This window comes from Pedobacter sp. KACC 23697 (assembly GCF_045348445.1).
Classification (GTDB): domain Bacteria; phylum Bacteroidota; class Bacteroidia; order Sphingobacteriales; family Sphingobacteriaceae; genus Pedobacter.
In genome coordinates this window covers 4,225,617-4,247,076 of sequence record NZ_CP157485.1, presented here as the reverse complement: position 1 = coordinate 4,247,076, position 21,460 = coordinate 4,225,617, and the positions used below count along the sequence as shown (strand labels likewise).

The 21,460-nt window shown below is 38.0% G+C and carries 16 protein-coding genes; 13 read left to right on the top strand and 3 right to left on the bottom strand.

Going from position 1 to position 21,460, the window contains the following annotated elements; all coding sequences use genetic code 11:
* The first annotated feature begins 30 nt into the window (after positions 1-30).
* The 4 genes from ABEG20_RS17095 (at position 31) to ABEG20_RS17080 (ending at position 3,329) form a co-directional block, all read left to right on the top strand.
* Positions 31-729, top strand: coding sequence for a DUF4476 domain-containing protein (locus ABEG20_RS17095; RefSeq protein ID WP_406824464.1), 699 nt, complete (start codon positions 31-33; stop codon positions 727-729).
* A 19-nt stretch (positions 730-748) separates the two neighbouring features.
* On the top strand, positions 749-1,267 hold the full coding sequence (locus ABEG20_RS17090) for a DinB family protein (RefSeq protein WP_406824463.1): 519 nt from the start codon (positions 749-751) through the stop codon (positions 1,265-1,267).
* A gap of 41 nt (positions 1,268-1,308) precedes the next feature.
* On the top strand, positions 1,309-1,926 hold the full coding sequence (locus tag ABEG20_RS17085) for a hypothetical protein (RefSeq protein ID WP_406824462.1): 618 nt from the start codon (positions 1,309-1,311) through the stop codon (positions 1,924-1,926).
* A gap of 74 nt (positions 1,927-2,000) precedes the next feature.
* Positions 2,001-3,329: a flippase gene (locus ABEG20_RS17080; RefSeq protein WP_406824461.1), complete on the top strand. Its 1,329-nt coding sequence runs from the start codon at positions 2,001-2,003 to the stop codon at positions 3,327-3,329.
* On the opposite strand, the gene ABEG20_RS17075 is transcribed toward ABEG20_RS17080, so the two are convergent.
* Positions 3,324-4,010 (bottom strand): FkbM family methyltransferase, encoded by a 687-nt coding sequence (locus ABEG20_RS17075; protein ID WP_406824460.1) that lies wholly within the window; start codon positions 4,008-4,010, stop codon positions 3,324-3,326. The genes ABEG20_RS17080 and ABEG20_RS17075 overlap by 6 nt on opposite strands.
* Before the next feature lie 215 nt (positions 4,011-4,225).
* On the opposite strand from ABEG20_RS17075, the gene ABEG20_RS17070 reads away from it, so the two are divergent.
* Positions 4,226-8,323, top strand: coding sequence for a gliding motility-associated C-terminal domain-containing protein (locus ABEG20_RS17070; RefSeq protein WP_406824459.1), 4,098 nt, complete (start codon positions 4,226-4,228; stop codon positions 8,321-8,323).
* Positions 8,324-8,406: 83 nt separating this feature from the next.
* On the opposite strand, the gene ABEG20_RS17065 is transcribed toward ABEG20_RS17070, so the two are convergent.
* Entirely contained in the window at positions 8,407-9,786 is a 1,380-nt protein-coding gene (locus ABEG20_RS17065; protein ID WP_406824458.1) for a M57 family metalloprotease, read from the bottom strand.
* Between the two features lie 253 nt (positions 9,787-10,039).
* Between ABEG20_RS17065 and ABEG20_RS17060 the strand changes: the two genes are divergently transcribed.
* The 4 genes from ABEG20_RS17060 to ABEG20_RS17045 all read left to right on the top strand — a co-directional run bounded on the left by ABEG20_RS17060 (position 10,040) and on the right by ABEG20_RS17045 (position 13,077).
* On the top strand, positions 10,040-10,810 hold the full coding sequence (locus ABEG20_RS17060) for a class I SAM-dependent methyltransferase (RefSeq protein ID WP_406824457.1): 771 nt from the start codon (positions 10,040-10,042) through the stop codon (positions 10,808-10,810).
* Positions 10,811-11,058: 248 nt separating this feature from the next.
* Positions 11,059-11,469, top strand: a complete 411-nt coding sequence (locus tag ABEG20_RS17055) for a GxxExxY protein (RefSeq protein ID WP_406824456.1) — start codon at positions 11,059-11,061, stop codon at positions 11,467-11,469.
* 108 nt (positions 11,470-11,577) lie between these two features.
* Entirely contained in the window at positions 11,578-12,495 is a 918-nt protein-coding gene (locus ABEG20_RS17050; RefSeq protein ID WP_406824455.1) for a glycosyltransferase, read from the top strand.
* Between the two features lie 126 nt (positions 12,496-12,621).
* The gene (locus ABEG20_RS17045; RefSeq protein ID WP_406824454.1) at positions 12,622-13,077 is read left to right on the top strand and encodes a PA2169 family four-helix-bundle protein; all 456 of its coding nucleotides are present in this window, start codon (positions 12,622-12,624) and stop codon (positions 13,075-13,077) included.
* 235 nt (positions 13,078-13,312) lie between these two features.
* On the opposite strand, the gene cphA is transcribed toward ABEG20_RS17045, so the two are convergent.
* Entirely contained in the window at positions 13,313-15,928 is a 2,616-nt protein-coding gene (gene cphA / locus ABEG20_RS17040) for a cyanophycin synthetase (RefSeq protein ID WP_406824453.1), read from the bottom strand.
* A gap of 296 nt (positions 15,929-16,224) precedes the next feature.
* Between cphA and ABEG20_RS17035 the strand changes: the two genes are divergently transcribed.
* The 4 genes from ABEG20_RS17035 to ABEG20_RS17020 all read left to right on the top strand — a co-directional run bounded on the left by ABEG20_RS17035 (position 16,225) and on the right by ABEG20_RS17020 (position 21,195).
* On the top strand, positions 16,225-17,100 hold the full coding sequence (locus ABEG20_RS17035; RefSeq protein ID WP_406824452.1) for a cyanophycinase: 876 nt from the start codon (positions 16,225-16,227) through the stop codon (positions 17,098-17,100).
* Positions 17,101-17,196: 96 nt separating this feature from the next.
* Positions 17,197-18,039 (top strand): isoaspartyl peptidase/L-asparaginase, encoded by an 843-nt coding sequence (locus ABEG20_RS17030; RefSeq protein WP_406824451.1) that lies wholly within the window; start codon positions 17,197-17,199, stop codon positions 18,037-18,039.
* Between the two features lie 29 nt (positions 18,040-18,068).
* A complete protein-coding gene (locus tag ABEG20_RS17025) occupies positions 18,069-18,758 on the top strand; it encodes a hypothetical protein (RefSeq protein WP_406824450.1) in 690 nt (229 codons plus the stop codon).
* A 271-nt stretch (positions 18,759-19,029) separates the two neighbouring features.
* Positions 19,030-21,195 carry a carboxy terminal-processing peptidase gene (locus ABEG20_RS17020; protein ID WP_406824449.1) on the top strand — a complete coding sequence of 722 codons (2,166 nt, stop codon included), beginning with the start codon at positions 19,030-19,032 and terminating at the stop codon, positions 21,193-21,195.
* Positions 21,196-21,460: the final 265 nt, after the last annotated feature.

Sequence of the window (21,460 nt, the reverse complement as noted above, 5' to 3'; positions counted from 1 at the left end):
AAAACACATACAAATGAAACCTTAATTAAAATGAAAACAACCATCTTTTTAGGACTGGCAATGTTATTTGCTACCCTAAGTTTCGCTCAAAACAACCGCAGATCTGCCGAAGTTTTCTTAGAAATCGTTAATCCAGGAAAGTACAACGTATATTTAGACGAAGAACTTGTTTCGTCTGCCAATGGTAGGTTCCGTTTTTACGATGTCTACAATTCTACACCGGTACTATCTATTATTCAGGGCAATACGGAAATCTTGAAACAACAGGTAAAGGTGATTCCGGAACAAAGGCTTGTTTTAAGCCTGGAAGGTAAAGAATTAATCACGTTGAAACAAATGAATATCTTTCGGAACAGGCAATACGCACTCGACGATTTTGATGGGTATACCGGAGACTATAACACGGGTATTGTTCCGCCAGTGCTGCCAGATCCGAATTACCGTTTATTATCACCAGAGGCTTTTCAGGAATTTTATACGAGTTATAAAAAATCCGTTTTCGATAGTGAAAGGGTAAAGTTGATCAATGCAGTGAGCAAAAATGCTTCATTTTCCAGCAGTCAGAGTAAACTCATCCTTAAAACATTCACATTTGATGGTGAACGGTTGAAGATTGCCAAAAGCCTCTATCAAACCGTTGTAGATCCACAAAATTATTTTACAATTGCTGATACATTCGAATTCCCTTATTATAAAGATGAATTTTTAAAATTTTTGGAGAAACCGTAATTCCGCTTACCTTTATTACATGACGGCTGCAAAAGTTAAGGCATCGATACATCAGGTAGTCGATGCCTACAAATCAAAATTATCACGTTACCCTGAAGATATTTTCCAAACTACCCCGCCAATCTCTGGCTGGAGTTATAGCGAAGTATATTCACATATTTTTGATTCGAGCTTACTTTCATTAATTGCCTTTGAACATGCCGCAACCGGCAAAGGCGAAAGCAAACCAACTCATTTTATGGTAAAGCTGATTTTATTACTGGGCACGCTACCTCCGGCACTAAAGTATAAAGTACCAAAGCGGCTGGAAGAGCGCGTAAAAAAAATCAGTAAAACAGAAGCCCTCGATTTTATTTTAGAATTCGAGAAAGCTTTGGATAACAGTTACCCGTTGCTTACACATGCAAAAGCCAATAGCAAAACGAAACACCCCAGGTTAGGGTATTTAAATGCTAAACAATGGCTTAGGTTTATAGAAATACATTTAAAGCACCATTTAAAGCAATTAGAAAGAATAGAAAAGAGCTTTCAGACCTAAATTAATTTCGCCATATTTGGTTAACCCTAAATGCTGTGCTCATGAAATATGCTTTTTACCTCTCCATGTTCGCTGTACTTTTTGCCTGTAACCCCGGCGAAAAGAAAGAAAGCGCTCAGGCAGTTATTCCAACACCTACCGGGATTCAGGGATTGCAGAAAGGCGATATGGCACAGCCAGTTGCGCAACAGACTAACAATAACCTGATATTTAATCCACCGCATGGCGAAGCCGGACATACCTGTGCGCTGGCTGTTGGGGCACTATTAAATCGAAATGCCGCAGCTCAACCTCAGCAAAAGCTTACTCCGCAAACCATGCCAATTCAGTCATTGCCGGTTGCCAATAATTCGGGCAAAAAACTGAATCCTAAACATGGAGCGCCTGGCCATAGATGCGATATTGCTGTTGGGGCACCGCTGGATAGTAAACCCACTCAAGTGGTTACTACTACGCAGCCCGTGGTTACTCAGGTACCTGCTGTAAAGGTAGGCAAAGGCTTAAATCCACCTCATGGCCAGCCCAACCACAGCTGCGATCTTGCCGTAGGCGCACCATTGAACAGCAAACCGACTGCGGCTGTAAGCCCATCACCAATTTCAATCCCAGAAACCAAGACTACCGAAACAAAAGTGCTGGAAACAAAAAGTGAAGGTTAACCATCCATAAGGCAGTAAAATATTTGAATTTAGGGCACCTTACTTAACGCACATTTTTTTACATCTTTGCGCTAATGAAATTACCCACCATAAAAGGTTTTGATGAAGAAGCATTTAACAAGTATTTAAAGAATACGGGATTGTTAATGCTTGGAAGAGTTGGCAGTTTGGCCATTAAAATGGCTGTCAGCATTATGGTGGCTAACTATTTGCTGGCCTTTAACAATGGTATTTTAACAAGCGCAATTGCATATACCTATCTTTTTGCATCTATTGCCGGCCTTGGCCTTGATCAGTTCATTGTAAAAGAGCTTCATCAGTTCCCCGGCAATAGAGATACCATATTGGGAACTGCATTTTGGTTAAAGGCTACTGCCGGATTGATCTGTATCCCAGCTATCTTTCTGGCCTGGACTATCCGCCCTCTTGCTGATATTCCATACCATATTATACTCACATTATCTTTTACCGGCTTGTTCCAGTCTTTAACGGTAATCGATTCTTATTTTCAATCCGAAGTTCAGTCGAAATATATTATGCAGGTACAGATTGTTGGAAATTTTATATCAGCACTGACCAAAGTTATGCTGATTATGTTTTCGGCAGAATTGATCTATTTTGTTTATTCATTTCTTTTCGATACCGTTTTGTTATCGGTGGGTTATTTTTATGTTTATCAGCGTAAAGGCAGGAACATTTTTAACTGGAATTTCAACAAAGAATTGGCCATCAGATTACTCCATTTTTCGTGGCCATTAATTATTTCTGGAATCATGGTTTCGGTTTACATGAAAATAGATCAGCTAATGCTAAAAGAAATTATGGGGCATAATGGAACTGCAGAAGCTGGGGCCTATGCAACAGCAGTAAGCCTTAGTGAAGCCTTAAATTTTGTGCCGGTAGCTATTGTAACCTCACTTTTTCCTGCTATTTTAAATGCAAGAAGAGATAATCCGGAACGATATCAAAAAAGACTTCAAAATCTATATGATTTAATGGCCTGGTTAAGCCTTGCATTTGCCCTTTTTGTAACCTTTGCCGCACCCTATATTTACAAGCTGTTCAATCCGGAATTCGCGTTTGCCGCACCGGCACTGGCCTTACATGTATGGGGAAGTATTTTTGTTTTTTTAGGTGTAGCCAGTGGACAGTATCTGATTGCAGAAGGATTTAGCCGCCTTACTTTTATCCGTACGGGTTTTGGAGCAGCGGTTAATATTGTATTAAACTTAATCCTGATCCCAAAAATGGGAATGATTGGTACAGCTATAGCCACTGTAATTGCTTATTTCTGTTCTACTTTTTTTATTCTGCTGTTCAAAAAAACACGGCAACAGGGTTACATGATGTTAAAATCACTATTCCTTATTACCGCATTCCAAAAAATATTTAACCGGTCATGATAACCGGTAAACGCAGGTACGTAAAGTTTTTGCAAAAAAGGTATAACCTTTATCCTTTAAGAATTTGTATATCGGCGAATGATTGAGGTCGTCAACATTTACATTTTCTTCTACCAAAATGATGCTGGGTTTATATTTATCCCAGTTATTGGAAAGTAAAACCTGATAATCCAAACCCTCAACATCAATACTCAAAAAATCTATGGTGGTGTTGGCTGGCAGGTGCTGATCCAAAACATCACCTAAAGGCAGTACATCAATATCAAGCTCTTTTATAATTTTATATTTACCGGATTCGGCGTCGATTCTTTTCGAAACCTCTTCAGAAAAGCTATTCAACGCAGGCTCGTTAAAACAATAGAATTTTAGTTTGGTTTTTTCAGGACCTATGCCAATATTTAAATTAATATCTCTTTTTCTAAATGTATTAAAAGCACCAATTGCAGATGGAGTAGGTTCGATATTAATCCCTTTCCAGCCACGTTTATAAAAGTAATTGGTATTGGAATATCTTACAGGATGATGTGCCCCTACGTCGACAAAGAAGCCCTTATATCCTTTTTTCTGCTCATAAATCGCTTTAAGTATCATATCCTCACCATCTTGCGAATATGATTTGCTGTACGCGAAATAATTAACAGGTAAATATTTTAACAGGACCTTCTTTATCGCTTTAATCATAAAATTTTTTTACTTAGTTTGAATCTATCGATTTCAAAACTAAGTAAAAAGTGTGAATATTAGTTCATCAGACCTCACTATCTTCCTGATTTTAAATTGCTAGAAATCAGCAAAAAAATCAGTAGATTAGAATTCAACTGCTATTTTAATTAGTTGTAGATTTGTGCTAATGTTATTTTTTCCTTAATCCAAAAACACTGCTTTACGCTCCTATAATGCACAAGAAAATCCCCCTATTTTACAGGTTATTATATCTTTTGGCATTTTTTTTTCTTTCATTGAAAGGATATGCACAACAACAGCCCATCCCAGACTGGGTAAAAGATATTGGTGGTTTTGGCGAAAGCAAGGTAAGCGGGGTTGCTGTTGATAAATTTGATAATGTTTACATTGCCGGAAATTTCAGAACTACGGTCACCGTTGATTTATCGGGTATCTCTACCCCGGCTAATCTGACCTCAAAAGGGGATTATGATGTTTTTATTGCTAAATATACACCCGATGGAAAATTAATTTGGGCAAAAAGCATTGGCGGATCAGGACTTGACCAGGTGAATAATTTAACGGTTGATGATGAATCGAATGTAATTTTTGGAGGCCAGTTTAATTCGCCTAGCATGGATTGTGATCCCGGATCGGGGACTTTTAGTCTTAACAATGCAGGCGGAAACGATGCTTTTATCGTAAAACTCGATTCAGACGGCAATTTTAAATGGGCAAAAAATGTTGGAGGCTCATATACAGAATACGGACATGTTGTTGCCGCCGATCGTTTAGGTAATATTATTTTTGTAGGCTCCTATTCGTCAACTATAAACTTGCCTGGTTTTAGCCTGGCTCCTAAAGGAGATTTAGACGGCTTTATGATTAAATATGACCGGAATGGCAATCTTCAATGGGCTTATGGTTTGGGATCATTCAGTACAGATGAGATCCGGCATGTGATCACCAATACCGATAATGAAATTATCATTATGGGTTATTTTTCGTCCAATATCGATTTAAACCCAAAAGGTCCGGCAAACAGTGTTACAGGTACTTCACCAAATTATTTTATTGCAAAATACACTTCAAATGGTCAGCTCATCTGGTTTAATAAAATAGATGGAGTCGCTGCAGTTGTATCATCTTTAGCATCAGGTCCAAATAACGATATTTATTTAACTGGTGTTTATAGTGGTACGGTAAACTTAAGTTCTTCAACAAACAATATTTCCTTAACCTCTACAGGAGGAAAAAATCTATTCGTAGGAAAATACAGTTCTGCAGGCGTAACACAATGGGCTAAAAATATAGGCGGTAATAGCCCGACACCTTATAGTTATTATATTACGGCTGATCTGGAGGATAACGTATATGTAGGAGGCTACTTCGATGGAACCCTGATTTTTGGTGATGCCAGTTTAAATAAAACCTTAACATACCACGGTGCCCGGGACACATTTTTCGGTAAATATACAGGAACGGGCAGTTATGTATGGGCATTTAACTTTGGTAGTAGCTGCTATAGTAACTATGGACATAAAATTGCCGTGGATTCGAAGAAAAATATTTTACTTGCCGGCTCATTTTGTAGCACTGTAGACTTTAACCCCGGAATTTGCGACTTAAAGATTACGGCAAAGAACGGAACATCAGATGGCTACATCTCAAAATATAACCAGATTAAATTTACCGGTGATGCAAACATTGTTTCTTTTGAGCTAGCTGAACAAACAGCACCTGCCATAATTAATACACAGCTTAAAACGATAACCATTAAGGTGAAAGCCGGAACTGATGTTACCGCGCTTAAACCTACATTAACGACCGACATAGGCGTTGTATCCCCATTATCTGGCGTGACCAATAATTTTACACAACCGCAGCAATATATCATTACCTCTAACTGTCAGAATTATAGCTGGTTGGTCACTGTACAGGCAGAAGCAACAAATGAAATAAAAATTTGCGCTGGGGTTACACAGATTCTGGTCGGCACTCCGGCCAATACTAAACCATCCAATACCTATATATGGGAGATTAAAGATCCTGGGGGCAATTGGATACCGGCGCCCAATGCGAACTCAGGTGCTGATTATGAACTAAAAGGGATTACTAATTATGGTAATCTTGATGTAACTTATCAGTTTAGAAGGAAAGTATTTTCTCCAGACACCGAAATTACCGAACCCGAAATAAATATTATCATCCACCCTGCTACTACGAACAATTTAATCAGTACAGCACAAAGCCTGCTTTGTAATGGTGCATCTAACGTGATAGTTACCGGTACATTGCCACAAGGAGCAGAAAATACCATAGCAACATATAAATGGCAGGAAAGCGATGACGAATTGGTTTGGCGCGATATCAATAGCGAAACCGGAAAAGATCTTTCCATTGTTATTGACAAAACCAAGTATTTAAAACGCCTTACTTTCTCAGCCAATTGCGTTAGTTATAGCAACACATTAAAAATAGAAGTTCAGCCTCAGGTTACCGCTTCAGTTGCCGGTAATAATATTGCCCTTTGCCATAATGCCACAGTTACACTAAATGCAAATGTACCTGCCCTGAACGAAACCGGTACCTGGCACGTTGTAAGTCCGGTAAACTACAACCCTTTTGATGCGGCTAATGAACATGATCCCAAATTGCACCTGACTGATATTCCCAATGATGTTGATTTGGTTTTAAAATGGACAATCAATCATAATATCTGCCAAACGTCCTCATCATCAACACTTACGATCCATAACTACAGCGAGGCTATCTTAAATCTACCCAGCAATTTAAGCATTACGGAAGGTCAATCGGTAAAGATCCCTGCTACTTTAACTCCGGCTGGCAATAATTATACTTATACATGGAGCCCTGGTACCGGCCTTGATCGTTACGATATATTGGCACCAATAGCGAAACCTGATCAGACAACAGTCTACCATCTTAAAATCACCTATGGCAATAATTGTATAATTGAGAAAGACATTCGAATTGGAGTTGATAAGACAACTAAGCTTACAATTTGCTCTGGCGAAAACGTGCAGCTTACCGGGGAAGCTTTTATTGGAGCAAATCCAGATATTAAGTGGCAGCTTTTTGATTCGGGTAACTGGGTAAATATCCAGAACGGTAACAGTGCAGATTTTTATTTAAAAACCAATGTTCATTTTGAGGATACACCTATATTGGCACTATATAGAAGAATGATTACCGCAGGCGGCACAACCTATTTCGACTCTAAATATGAAATAACTGCTGCCCCGCATACGCAAAATAACATTATTAGTGCCGAAACCGTAAACTATTGCGGCAATATACCCGGACAGCTCATTATTACCGGTTCCAATCCTATTGGTGCAGCAGACATGGCCATAGCGTATACATGGGAACAAAGCAATGATGGGATAAACTGGAGGACGGTCATTAACGAGAGATTGAAAGATATTGTTTTAAGTAACCTATCAGGAACAGCTTACTTTAGAAGAACAACCTATAGTAATTCCTGTTCATCATTAAGTAATGCATTAAAAATAGCCGTTAACCCATTACCAACCATTGCAAATGCAGGTGAAAACCTTAATCTGTGCGGAGAATCAGCTGTTATTTTAAACGGAAATAAGCCTGGGAATAACGAAGTAGGTACTTGGTCTGTTATTTCACCCACAAATTTTAATCCATTTACTTCGACAAATATTCATGACCAAAATGCGGTAATTAATCATATTCCAATTGGCCAGCAAGTTGTTCTTCAATGGGAAATTACAAACAACAATTGCAATACAACTACTAAAGATGAAGTAGAAATCTTTTCATACCGTGACATTTTTGTAACTGCACCGACCAAGCTTACCATAGATTACGGTAAAGTGGTTAATTTAAGTGTGTTTGCAGATTTAGGGGATGAACCCCATAATTTTGAATGGATCCCTAAAACGGGTCTGAAAAATCCGTTTAGTTTAAGTCCGGAAGCCAGCCCGCGAGAAAACACAACATATACCTTAAAAATCAATTATGGACTTAACTGTAGTAAAACGATTCCGATAGAGGTTATTGTGTTGAACACATTAGAAATTCCGAAAAGCTTTTCTCCAAATGGCGATGGCATTAACGATACTTGGAGCGTTGGAAATATTTTAAACTACCCCGGGTCTAAGATAGCTGTATATAACCGATATGGAACACTAATGTATCAAAACGGAGATAATCTGGCCTCATGGGATGGAACGCATAGGGGTCAGCTGGTGCCGGTTGGCGTGTATTATTATGTTATTAAACTTAATGACAGGCATAATTCAGTTTACAATGGGAGTATTACTGTTTTACGTTAGCTCATTGCCTTTTGTATCGAAACATTTCCCCTAAGAATATCTTCTAAGGGGAAATGTAACGGAAAGAATATTTCTTAAGACAATTAATTCATTGGTTTTAAAGGAATATAATCATTTAAGTTATATGCACTTCCAACTGACATCTTGTTGTCTGAAAACCAAACATAGAATTTTCCTGATGAAGCTGCTATACCCACATCCACAATATTGTTATATGTTTCTGAAGATGAGATCACATAATTTTGCAAACCTGCATAAGCGCCTAAATCAGTGGAATTACCCTCAGAAAAAGTCCCATCTCTATAAAAAGCAAAGCAATGATCATTAGATTTTAAAATGGCAATACCAGCTATATCTGCAGGGACCTTACCAGTGGGTAATACATAGTTTTTGGGCAAGATATAATCGCCAAAGTTGCCTATTCCCTGTCCTACTGACATGGTTCCATCTTTATACCACACATATCCGCGACCTGCATTTGATATTGCCATATCGATTACATCACTATAATTTTTTCCTGATGGTAAATAATATTGCTGAGTTACTCCGCTTATAGATGTTGAATTGCCTTTGGTAACAAAACCTGATAAACCCCAAAAATAAACCCCGTCATCCGTACCAATATCAATACCTGCCATGGTGGACAGTGTACCAGAAGGATTAGTTGTTACAACAGGATATAATGATGCTATTGCTTGTTTATCCATATTAGACAGATAAGCTGCACCATAACCACATTGTCCGCCATTCATTAGGGAGCCGGGGTCAGTACCTCCAACGTTTGGAACATCAATTGCACTTGCAGGAGTGCCAATGTCATCAGTGCCATTTTGAGGCTCACCACTTGCCTGCCAGTTCGTGTGCCTGAAACCTACACAGTGTCCTATTTCATGTGTAATTGTACGCTGTCTTTGATCAAAGCTATTTCCTGAAATATAAGTTTTATTAATTTTTATTAACCCGCCTGCATTTCCATTAATAGGAAAACGAGCTACTCCACAATAACCATTACCTAAATTCTCATCTTTAATCAGAATATCATAACCGCCACTATAAACAATATTAAAATGAATATTTGCATTAGGCACGTTGTTCCATTGATCAACGGCTGAGTTAATTTCTGACATCATACTTGACATCGAGGCGTCTACTAAAATCCTAATGTTGGTTCTGTTTGTAGTGCTCACCAAATTGCCCGTATAATACTGTTCTGTTTTTGGTCCTGTACTTGAAGGAATCTGCATATCTTTAGGAAACAAGATATCATCTTCTACAATATAGTCGTTACCAGCATCTTTAATCGATGAAGCTGGAAAACCCAGACTTTTAATATAAGTAAATACAGCGTCTTTTTTATTTACTTCAGGCTGTGTGGCACTTTCCCCGTTCTTTTTACAGCCCAGGGAATAAATTGAGATGGCCGCAATCAAAAGCAACCCTTTAATGGTTTGTTTAGTTTTCATAAATGAAGCTTAATTTAAATTGTTGTTGTTTTTTTAAACGTGTGACGTTTTTTGTTTATAATGTTTTTTTAATTCGGAAAAGCAATCAGAACTGATGTCAATATTTCTAATGTATGAAATATAATTAATAATACATATTAAATTTTCGTTCGAGTAGGTTTTGTAACACAAAAAATATAATTTTATAAGATGAAAATTTCGTCTTTTCAGTTTATTCAAATTATATAATTCTCAAGAGTTATATTTGTACCTGATGGCACAAATGTTAACTGAAGAAGTAAAAACAGCTTACGATAATTTTTATACCAATAGCGATGTGGCATGGAGGATGCTCGGCGCAAAATATAAAGCGCAGAACATTATCGACGTCTGCAAAGGCATAAAGCGAAAAAAAGTGCTCGAGGTTGGCGCCGGAGACGGGAGTATTTTACACTTTTTAAATGAATGGCATTTCGCGCCGGAACTTTATGCTTTGGAAATTGCACAAAGTGGTGTAGACCTGATAAAAGATCGTAACCTATCCAGTTTAAAAGAAGCACAAACTTTTGATGGCTACAAAATCCCTTATGAAGACAATACATTTGACCTGGTTATCCTTGCGCATGTTTTGGAGCATGTAGAGCATGAAAGATTACTTATCAGGGAGTTAAAGCGCGTAGCTAAATATATTGTAGTGGAAGTGCCAAAAGATTACCGTTTTGATGTAGATAAACGCATGAAACACTTTATGGATTATGGGCACATTAACATGTACACCCCAACTTCGCTCCGGTTTTTGCTGCAAAGCGAAGGGCTGGAAATTTTAGCCGATAAAATTTCAATGACGGCAACCGAAACGGTAAAATTTAATGAATTTATCAATAGAAAAGCACCTAAAACATTTTCCAAAAACCTAAAAATAGAGTTAGAATACAGGATAAAGAAAACCCTGGGTAATATATTAGGAAGGAAAAAACAGGAGCAGTTTGCCAATGCCTATACCGTGTTAACCCAAAAATCAGATCATAACCTGCAGATATTTTAGCGCTAAAAGGGAATATATAAGCTAAGAATATCAAACTTATATGACCTTAAACTTCTTCAATGTTAAGCCTATACTGGATGTACCGTTATATTAATCGAAGTTTTACGTGGCCATTTAACCATATAAGGAATAGAAGAAAATTTAAGTGTGATCGCTACTACCAAACTTTAATTCGGTATATTGCAATAGAAATTAAATCTGTTTAAAAAACATCCCTGGTTAATTATTTAACAAAAGATAATAAAGGAATGTTATTAACTAGAAATTACTTAAAGGACTTAGTTTACAAGGTAAACGGAGCAGCAATTGAGGTTCATAGAGCTTTAGGCCCAGGGCTTTTAGAATGCACTTATCATAAATGCATGATTCACGAGCTGCAAATCAGAAATATTAATTTCAAATCAGAGTTAACCGTCCAAATAGATTATAAAGGGTTAATAATTAATTCAGAATTAAGGTGTGACTTACTAGTTGAGGATTCGCTAGTTGTTGAATTTAAAGCTGTTGAAAGTGTTGCACCAATTCATGTAGCCCAACTGTTAACTTATGTGAAGTTATTAGAATTACCCCTTGGATTAATGATAAACTTTAATTGTTTGCATATCTTTTCAGAAGGCCAAAAAACATACGTAAACGAAATATATGAATCAATTTATTAGTATATTTTTGCCTAAACTTATATGTGCCTTACATTTCTTATATGGTAAAAGATGTGGCCAACTTAGTATTATGGTTAACCCTATAAATCTTAACTTGTAAAAACAAAAATGCAAAACCTTGCACCAATAGCACTTTTCGTATACAACCGTCCGCAGCACACAGCACGTACCTTACAATTTCTGCAACAGAATGAGTCGGCAGCGCAAAGTCATTTGTATATTTTTTCTGATGGAGCCAAAACCGATCTGGATAGAGAAAAAGTTGCGGAAGTAAGAAAAATCATTAAAAAAGCAGATGGATTTAAGTCTGTCAAAGTAATAGAAAGTAAGGTTAATGCAGGTTTAGCCAATGCGGTAATTGCAGGGGTTACCCAATTAATATCAGAATACGATCAGGTAATTGTATTTGAAGATGATCTCATTACCTCTCCGCACACCTTAGCCTATTTCAACAATGCCTTAAACCATTATCGTGAAGAGGAAAAAGTAATGCACATTGGAGCTTATATGTATCCCTTAAAAGCAGATGATCTTCCTCAATCTTTTTTCTACAGGGCAGCCACAAGTTGGGGGTGGGCCACATGGGGCAGGGCATGGAAAAATTTTGAACCAAATATTGATGTTCTTCTTAAACAGTTTGATAAAAAGAAAAGGACTGCATTTTCTATTGATCATAAAATGAATTTCTGGAAACAAATGCAGGAATTTAAAAAAGGAAAAAATAATAGCTGGGCCATAAGGTGGTATGCCTCTATCTTTTTAAAAGGAGGTATAACACTTAACCCATCTCAATCACTCGTTAACAACATCGGCCACGATGGCACAGGTGTACATTCCGGAATCAACGATATCTATAACGTCGTGATCAACCCTAAACAAATTGTTGAATTCCCAACTGTAATAGCAGAAGATCCTATTGCATACAAAGCCATCAAAAGCTTTCTGACCAAGCGTAAAGGCAATATGGTAACAAGGGTTAGGCGTTTTGTAAAAGAAAAGCTGACACAATATTTTTCCAAAAAATAATAACAGCACCCACTATATGATCTAAAAAACCTATATGGCTTACCGTTATGCAATTAAAAAAAATGACAAACCTTTTTTAATTGCTCATGTTGCTTTTATAACATCAAAACTATAAAAATAAAAAACATGAAAACGACAACAGAAACAGCTGAGGTACTAAACGATTTAATCCAAATTAACAATGACCGTATTGAAGGTTATGAAAAAGCGCGTCAGGAATTAAAAGATGAAGATGCCGATTTGAAGACGTTATTCTTAAATATGATAGGCGAAAGTCAAAAATATAAAATGGCACTGGCAACTGAAGTATCAGCTTTAGGTGAAGATATTGAAACAGGAACAACCAATTCAGGCAAAATTTACAGGGCCTGGATGGATGTTAAAGCACTTTTTACCGGACACGATCGTAAAACAGTTTTAAATAACTGTGAGTTTGGTGAGGATGCTGCACAAAATGCATACAAAATGGCCCTGGAGGGAGAAGATGTCCCTTCTAATATCAGAGAATTAATTTCAGATCAAAAAGCCTCTTTGAGAGAATCGCATGATGAAATTAAAAGATTACGTGATGCGCAGGCCTAAGTAAATATATAAAAATGAAAACCTCCTTTGATCATAATCAAAGGAGGTTTTTTTTAACCCCATCGTCATGCTGAACTTGTTTTATTAGCAGTTTCTATTGTTTTAAAGGCCTAATAGCTACTAAGTGGTCAGCATCTAATAATATTTATTTAAGACCCTTGAAATAAATTACCTTCGGTGAGCTCGCCGAGGCTCGGTTCAGGGTGACGATCAACGGCAGGAAAAACGATATTGGCTACGATTCCAATTCCTTATCCAGATGTTCAGTAACACGCTGAATGGTATTATCAATCGTATTACTTAAAATAGTTAGGTAAGAGCCTTTTTTAGCCGTTTCAATGGCAATCTGTAAACAGGCTGTGCTTTTATTGTTTACAATAATCTCTTTATTAGGATCTACTTCTCTTATACCTTTAATCAGCAAATCAACCAGCTCCTGTTGTTGTCTGCCACGAAGATATTTTTCCTGACAGATGTAAATCTTATCAAACATCTGTGCAGAAATACGGGCAGTTTCCAGAATATCCTCATCTCTTCTATCTCCTGTTGCAGAAATAATTCCAACCTGTTCTGTTGCCTCAACGCCTTGCAAGAAACCTTTCACGCCATTAAATCCATCGGGATTATGCGCAAAATCTACCAGTACTTTAAAATCTTTGAACCTGAAAATATTCATCCTTCCTGGTGTGTGCGCTGCTGAAGGGATAAAGGTCTCTAACGATAAACGGATATCTTCAGGTTTATAACCCCATAAATAGGCTGCCAATGTTGCTGCCAGTACATTCTGGATCATAAAGTTGACAGAACCACCAAAGGTTAGAGGGACGTGGGTGGCTTTATCTACCCTTAATTTCCAATCGCCGGTTTTAATCGTGATGTATCCATTTTCATAAATGGCAGCAATTCCGCCTTTTCTACAATGCTCTTTTACTACAGGATTATTTTCATCCATACTAAAATAAGCAACATTGCAGCGGGCCTCTTTAGCAATGCGAACACAATAACCATTGTCAGCATTTAATACGGCCCAACCTTTGCGGCGCACCGCTCCGATTACAACGGCCTTAACCCGGGTTAAATCATCAAGATTATGGATGTCAGAAAGCCCAAGGTGATCTTCCTGTATATTGGTAACCACACCGATATCGCAGGTATTAAATCCTAAACCTGACCTTAAAATTCCACCACGGGCGGTTTCCAATACGGCAAACTCTACCGTTGGGTCTTTTAAAATAAACTCAGCACTTATCGGTCCGGTAGTATCGCCCTTCATTAACATGGTATTGTGCACATACACACCATCACTGGTTGTAAAACCTACACGTTTACCATTGCTACGGATAATGTGTGCAATTAAACGGGTAGTGGTGGTTTTTCCATTGGTTCCGGTAACAGCAATAATCGGGATCTGCGATAATTTTCCCTGCGGATAAAGCATATCAATTACAGGTGCTGCAACGTTACGCGGTAAACCTTCGCTCGGTGCCAGGTGCATTCTAAAACCAGGGGCAGCATTAACTTCTAATACCACACCGCCATTTTCGGTTAGCGGTTGGGTAAGGTTTTGTGCCATGATATCGATACCGCAAATATCCAGTCCGATTACCCTCGAAATCCGCTCGCAGATGAAAATATTCTGTGGGTGAACAATGTCTGTCACATCAATAGATGTTCCTCCTGTACTTAAATTGGCGGTCGATTTTAAATAAACCACCTCTCCTTTTTCCGGAATGGTTGATAAGGTATATTCTTTTTTGGCTAATAAATCCAACGTATCGCGGTCTACAGCGATTTCCGTTAACACATTTTCATGGCCATAACCACGACGTGGATCTTCATTTTCCTGATCAATTAATTCCTGGATGGTATGGATCCCGTTTCCTTTTACATGGGCCGGATCGCGTTGTGCCGCAGCAACTACTTTATGATCGATGACCAGCACCCGGAAGTCAAATCCGGTAATGTATTTTTCAATAATTACCCTTCTCGAATAAGTTTTGGCATATTCAAACGCCGCCACAGCATCTTCCATTGTTTTTACATTAATGGTTGCACCTTTACCGTGGTTGCCATCAAGTGGTTTAAAAACTAAGGGAAATCCAACCTTTTTAACGGAAGCTTCCAGATCTTCAGGATTAGAAATGGTTACCCCTGCAGCTACCGGAATGGCAGCTTCGGTAAGCAAACGCTTCGTTTCTTCCTTATTACTGGCAAGATCTACAGCAATGCTACTGGTTTTTTCAGTCATGGTAGCCCTAAAACGCACCTGATTTTTACCATAACCCAACTGTACCAACGAACTTTTGTTCAATCTTATCCATGGAATGCTTCTTTTTACTGCTTCCTCTACAATCGAACCTGTACTTGGGCCTAAGGCTTCCAGTTCACGTATCTCTTTCATTCTGCGGATATCGTGTTCTAAATCGTACTCTTCATTATTGATCAAAGCTTCTGCAATTCTAACTGCTGCTTCTGCGGAGTAAACCCCTACTTTTTCCTCCAGGTAACTGAAAACCACATTATAAATCCCTTCGGTTTTAGTCATGCGTGTTCTGCCAAAGCCAGTTTCCATGCCTGCAAGTGTCTGAATTTCGAGTGCAATGTGCTCAATTACGTGTCCCATCCAGGTTCCTTCTTTCACACGCGTAAAAAAGCCACCTTCAACACCTTTTGAGCACCGATGGGTAAACATGCTGGGCAACAGCTTCTCCATCCTTTCGCTAAATCCGTCTATTACATTGGTTGGTTTTTGCTCCAAATCTTCCAAATCCAGTCGCATCTGGATCAATTTCTTCCGGTTAATAGACCATATATTTGGCCCTCTTAATACTTGTATATTTAATATCTTCATGTAATGTTTTGTTCGTTTTTTATGTTAAAGAGAGATTTAGGAATCGCTCTTTATACTCAATTTTAAGAATGAAATTGATGACTGTAAATTATGCATTTATTTTGAAAATAGACGTTTCATTTAGCTAAATCAATTTTAAGGCGTATTTGTTTTATTTTCAAGGGCAATCTTGTTAATTTTAGGTTATCATATTTTAACTTTTGTTAATAAATTGAATATTCTTTACAAAAAAAGTCGTGTTTTTTATCTTAAGCCTATATATTTGGGTTTTTTGATACAATTATAATACACAAAGAATGGTTCCGAAAGGTAAACTCATCATCATTGGTGGCGCAATAAATACAGGTAGTTTCGCAGAAACGCAATTCGGACTGCCTGAAAATATGAATTTTTTCGAGCGTGGAATTCTAAAACGGATTACTACAGAATCATTAAGAGATACGCAATCTCGTTTCGAGATCATCACCACAGCATCATTAATGCCCGAGAAAGTTGGCGAAGAATATATCAAGGCTTACGCACAATTAGACGTTCATAATGTTGGTGTACTTAATATTACCAATCGCGAAGAAGCCAATTCTGATGAAAATTACGAACGTATCAAAGCAGCAGAAGTTATTATCTTTACAGGTGGCGATCAGCTCCGCCTTTCTTCCATATTCGGCGGCACCAAAACCCATCAGATCCTGTTAGATAAATATAGAAACGAACCCGTGGTCATTGCTGGCACCTCTGCCGGAGCAGCTGCAAGTTCCAAAAACATGATTTACCAGGGGAGCAGTAAAGATGCCTTACTTAAAGGAGAGGTTAAAATTACCGGCGGATTAGGCTTTATAGATGATGTTATTGTAGATACACATTTTGTTCAACGCGGCAGAATTGGCCGCTTGTTGTACGCAGCGGCCAGTAATCCTGGTATTTTAGGGATCGGACTCGGTGAAGATACCGGGCTTTTTATTTCTGATGGGCATAAAATGGAGGCGATTGGCTCTGGAATGGTCATTTTAGTAGATGGCCGCACGATGGCCGATACCAATTTAACCGATGTAGAAATGGGGCAGCCTGTCTCTATTAAAAACATGGTGGTACATGTGATGTGCGATGGAGATGTTTACGATTTAACAGACCATAGCTTGGTGATCCACCATCCAAAAGTTATTCCTGTAGCCTAGAAAGGCTTAAGGTGTAGGGTTTAGGGTGTATGGTTTGAAATCCATTTCCGGATACTTTTACTTCAATACTTAATACTAACATCTCGATACTAGAAAATGAAACTAATCATACACGGCGGTTTCTTCAGCGAATCGTCTACCAACCAGGAAACGAAAAAGGCGAAACAGGATGCTTTAGCCTCGATTGTGACACTCGGACACGAATATCTGAAAACACATACTGCTTTAGAAACCGTGGTTTATACCGTTGCACTGTTAGAAGATAACGAGCTGTTTAATGCAGGTATCGGTTCGCAGATTCAAAGCGATGGAAAGGTAAGGTTGAGCGCAGCGCTGATGGATGGTAAAACGGAGAAATTTAGTGGTGTAATTAATGTAGAAGATGTTAGAAATCCTGTACATATTGCAAGGGAACTGCTCATATATGATGACCGGGTGCTTAGTGGCGATGGTGCACGGCAATTTGCCAGAACAAACGGATTTGAATATTTCAATCCGGTTACCCCACAACGCCAATCAGAATACGAAGCCAAATTAAACCAAAAAAATAATAAGGGAACGGTTGGCTGTGTAGCACTTGATGCAGATGGAAATTTAGCAGCAGCAACCTCCACAGGCGGAAAAGGATTTGAAATTCCTTGCAGGGTGAGCGATTCTGCAACCGTGGCAGGCAACTATGCCAATCAATACGCAGGTATTTCCTGTACCGGTGTTGGCGAAGATATTGTAAGTGGCGCTTTGGCTGCAAAAATTGTAACCCGCGTTACCGATGGTTTTTCTTTAAAAGAAGCAGCAGATAAATCTTTTGCAGAACTTAAAGCTTTTGATGGCTTTGCAGGTGTTGTCGGTATTTCTGCAGCAGGTGAAGTTTACCATTGTGATTCGCACCCTTACATGGTTTGGGCAGCTTTTGATGTTAATTTACAGGTATTTAGCTGAAATTAGATTTAAAGTATTATTTTTGTTGCATGACCAAAATTGTATTGGCTTTAATTGGCCTTTTTGCATCATTACAACTACAAGCTCAAAATCTAGATAAATCTGAGATCCAGGAACCTAATGGCAGTGCTATAAGTATAGCGGTATCTAAATTTGAGTTGGAAGATGGAAATTCCTTTTTTGAGGAAGCAGAAGATTTTGAGCGAAAAGGCGATTACAATGAAGCCCTCACTTTATTCGGCAAGGCAGCTTTTGAATATAATTCAGTAAAAAATTTCAACAGGTACGGGCTGGCTGTTATCAAAATGAGCAATATGCACTATCAACTTGGCCGTTTTGCTGATGCGGAGCAGATTCTCTTAAACGTAGCCCTAAAAAATTACTCCAAAACCGGAAACAGGGCCGGAGTGATGAATACCTATAACCTTTTGGGCAAAGTTTATCTGGCCAATTCCAAGTATACACAATCCATGTGGTTCTACACCCAGCAAGGTATTTTGGCAAAACAGTTAAAAAGCAACAATGCTTATATAGAATCTATTCTAGGTATTGTTCAGGTTAAAATTAAAAAGAAAGATTTTACGCTTGCACTGAGAGATCTCAAATCGGCCGAATGGCTGGCAAACTCCATCAAAACCAGCCAATATAAAATGCAGATTAAAGATGCTAGGGAAACAATTGCCAACAAAACTACCGGTAAAAAGGTAAACCCAAGCTAGCCTGAGGTCTCAATTCTGCTAAACCTTCACATCATAAAGCACACTACGGAGTTCTAAAAGGTCTGTAATTGGTCAAATTTGCCTTTGCCTTAAAACAAAAAATAACGCTCAACGTTCTACGTAAGAAATTGTTAAATAAAAAGCTTTTAGTTAGATTTGATAAAGTTTTAACAAGAGACGGTAATAATGCTGTCTCTTTTTTGTTTTTTTGCTAAAATGGTATCATATTGGCTATATAGAATTGGAAATGGATTTTAAATCATTTAGAGAAATGTTAAAGAGAATATTTTTTGTAATTTTTACTGCGGCTGTGCTTGCTTGTCATGCTGCACCTAAAACCCAGCCCATGGTTGAGGGAATTACTAATGTAAAACCTGACGAGCAGCAACAACTGGTTATAAAAGAGGTTGTAAATCTGATTGAGAGTTATAATTACAAAAAAGTTCAGATCAACGATTCTATCTCATCCATCGTTTTAGATAAGTATATCAAATCTTTGGATCCAGGCAAAAATTACTTCCTTGCATCAGATATCAAGGAATTTGAGAAATATAGATATACTTTGGATGATGATTTTAAAAATGGGGATCTGAGCGCTCCGTTTTTTATCTATAACGTTTATGCCAAAAGGCTAAACGAATATTTTAACTATTCTCTGGCACAGATTAAAACCAAATTTGATTTTAACCAAAACGATACTTATCTATATGATAGAGAGAAACAGCCATGGGCAACTTCTTCGACAATATTAAATGAAAATTGGAAAAAACGTGTTAAATACGAATTGATCAACTTAAATTTAGCCGGTACTGCCGAATCTAAGAATATAGAAACGCTAACTAAACGTTATAAAAATCTACAGTCGCAAACATCAAAAACCAATAACCAGGATGTTTTTCAAATTTTGATGGATGCTTTTACCGAATCCATTGATCCACACACCAACTATTTTAACCCAACCAATGCAGCCGCATTTAACGAAGATATGTCCCGTTCTTTCGAAGGTATTGGTGCCCGTTTACAATTAGAAAATGAAGTAGTTAAAATTACAGAGATTATTGCTGGCGGGCCTGCATTCAAGGGTAAACAGCTGAGTGCCGGCGACCGTATTATTGCGGTAGCCCAGGGCGATGGCGAGTTTGTAGATGTTGTAGGATGGAGATTAGATAACACCGTTTCGAAAATCAAAGGCCCGAAAGGAACCAAGGTTCGTTTAAAGGTAATCCCTGCAGGAAAAGAAATGTCATCTAAACCAGTAATTATCGAATTGGTTCGTGATAGAATTGTTTTGGAAGAAACAAGCGCCAAAAAGAAAGTTAAAACCATTAACAGTAATGGTAAAGATTATAAAATCGGGATTATTACCCTACCTGCATTTTATGCAGATTTTAAAGCCGCTAATGCAGGTGATAAAAATTACAAAAGTACCACCCGCGATGTTAAAAAATTAATTGACTCGTTGAAAACATACGATAAGGTAAATGCAATTGTAATGGATTTACGTGGAAACGGAGGAGGTTCATTGGTTGAAGCCATATCATTAACCGGATTGTTTATCGATAAAGGACCTGTTGTACAGGTTAAAGATTTACGTGGCAAAATCGAAGTGGATCAGGATGAAAATAGTGGTGTGGCCTGGGATGGTCCGTTTGGTGTAATGGTGGACCGGTTAAGTGCTTCTGCCTCAGAAATTTTTGCAGGCGCTATACAAGATTATGGGCGCGGGATTATTATGGGTAGCCAAACCTATGGTAAAGGTACCGTTCAATCTTCAATTGATTTAAATAAATTGGTAAACCCCAGTATGTTGCAAAGGGTAGCTGGATTGATCTCAAAAGATAAAACTGTAGGAACTTCTCCTAGCAGTGCCAACCCTGCTGACATTAACTTGGGCCAGATCAATTTAACCATGGCAAAATTTTACCGTGTGGCAGGTAGCAGTACACAACACAAAGGAGTAACTCCTGATATCGTTTTCCCATCTGTTTATCCAATGGATAAAATTGGAGAAGATACAGAACCATCTGCTTTGCCATGGGATGTTATTCCGAGTTCGAATTTTAAAGCAGTGGCCAATTTAACAGCTGTTAAGGCACAATTGATTAAAAGTAGCGAGCAACGTATTGCAAACTCCCTTGATTTTAAATACCTGAAACAAGATATCGCAGATCTTAAAAAACGTGACAACGAAGTTTCCGTAACTTTAAACGAGGCAAAACTTAAAGCTGAACGTGATGCACAGGAAGCTAAAACATTAGCCAGGCAGAATGAATTAAGAGCGTTGAGAGGATTGCCAGCCATTAAAAAAGGTGATAAAATTACCAAGCAGGACGCTTTCGATTTCATTGAAGATGAATCGTTAAAAGTAATGGGCGATTTTATGCAACAATCTGGTAACTACGTGATGAATTTAGGCGTGATGCCAAAGAATAACTAAGAAATATATTTCAACAAAAAAGGCCGTTTTAGTTTATACTAAAGCGGCCTTTTTTGTCATTAGATTTCAGAGTCGTCAACTTTAATAACCAATTCGCTGTAAAGTTGCAAATGCTAAAGGCATATTATACCTCGATTGGAATTTCATGGAGGCCATCTCCTCAATATAGAATTGTCGTCCTGCGGAATAATTTATGATGTAAAAATCAATATGAATGACAGATAAAATTTAATTAGGTAACATCCCTCAAAAAATCGTCATTCTG

Coding starts and splice junctions, on each gene's coding strand:
- ABEG20_RS17095 (WP_406824464.1), top strand. CDS start 31: ATGAAAACAACCATCTTTTTAGGACTGGCAATGTTATTTGCTACCCTA.
- ABEG20_RS17020 (WP_406824449.1), top strand. CDS start 19,030: ATGTTAAAGAGAATATTTTTTGTAATTTTTACTGCGGCTGTGCTTGCT.
- ABEG20_RS17030 (WP_406824451.1), top strand. CDS start 17,197: ATGAAACTAATCATACACGGCGGTTTCTTCAGCGAATCGTCTACCAAC.
- ABEG20_RS17025 (WP_406824450.1), top strand. CDS start 18,069: ATGACCAAAATTGTATTGGCTTTAATTGGCCTTTTTGCATCATTACAA.
- ABEG20_RS17065 (WP_406824458.1), bottom strand. CDS start 9,786: ATGAAAACTAAACAAACCATTAAAGGGTTGCTTTTGATTGCGGCCATC.
- ABEG20_RS17070 (WP_406824459.1), top strand. CDS start 4,226: ATGCACAAGAAAATCCCCCTATTTTACAGGTTATTATATCTTTTGGCA.
- ABEG20_RS17080 (WP_406824461.1), top strand. CDS start 2,001: ATGAAATTACCCACCATAAAAGGTTTTGATGAAGAAGCATTTAACAAG.
- ABEG20_RS17090 (WP_406824463.1), top strand. CDS start 749: ATGACGGCTGCAAAAGTTAAGGCATCGATACATCAGGTAGTCGATGCC.
- ABEG20_RS17085 (WP_406824462.1), top strand. CDS start 1,309: ATGAAATATGCTTTTTACCTCTCCATGTTCGCTGTACTTTTTGCCTGT.
- cphA (WP_406824453.1), bottom strand. CDS start 15,928: ATGAAGATATTAAATATACAAGTATTAAGAGGGCCAAATATATGGTCT.
- ABEG20_RS17050 (WP_406824455.1), top strand. CDS start 11,578: ATGCAAAACCTTGCACCAATAGCACTTTTCGTATACAACCGTCCGCAG.
- ABEG20_RS17055 (WP_406824456.1), top strand. CDS start 11,059: ATGTTATTAACTAGAAATTACTTAAAGGACTTAGTTTACAAGGTAAAC.
- ABEG20_RS17060 (WP_406824457.1), top strand. CDS start 10,040: ATGGCACAAATGTTAACTGAAGAAGTAAAAACAGCTTACGATAATTTT.
- ABEG20_RS17075 (WP_406824460.1), bottom strand. CDS start 4,010: ATGATTAAAGCGATAAAGAAGGTCCTGTTAAAATATTTACCTGTTAAT.
- ABEG20_RS17035 (WP_406824452.1), top strand. CDS start 16,225: ATGGTTCCGAAAGGTAAACTCATCATCATTGGTGGCGCAATAAATACA.
- ABEG20_RS17045 (WP_406824454.1), top strand. CDS start 12,622: ATGAAAACGACAACAGAAACAGCTGAGGTACTAAACGATTTAATCCAA.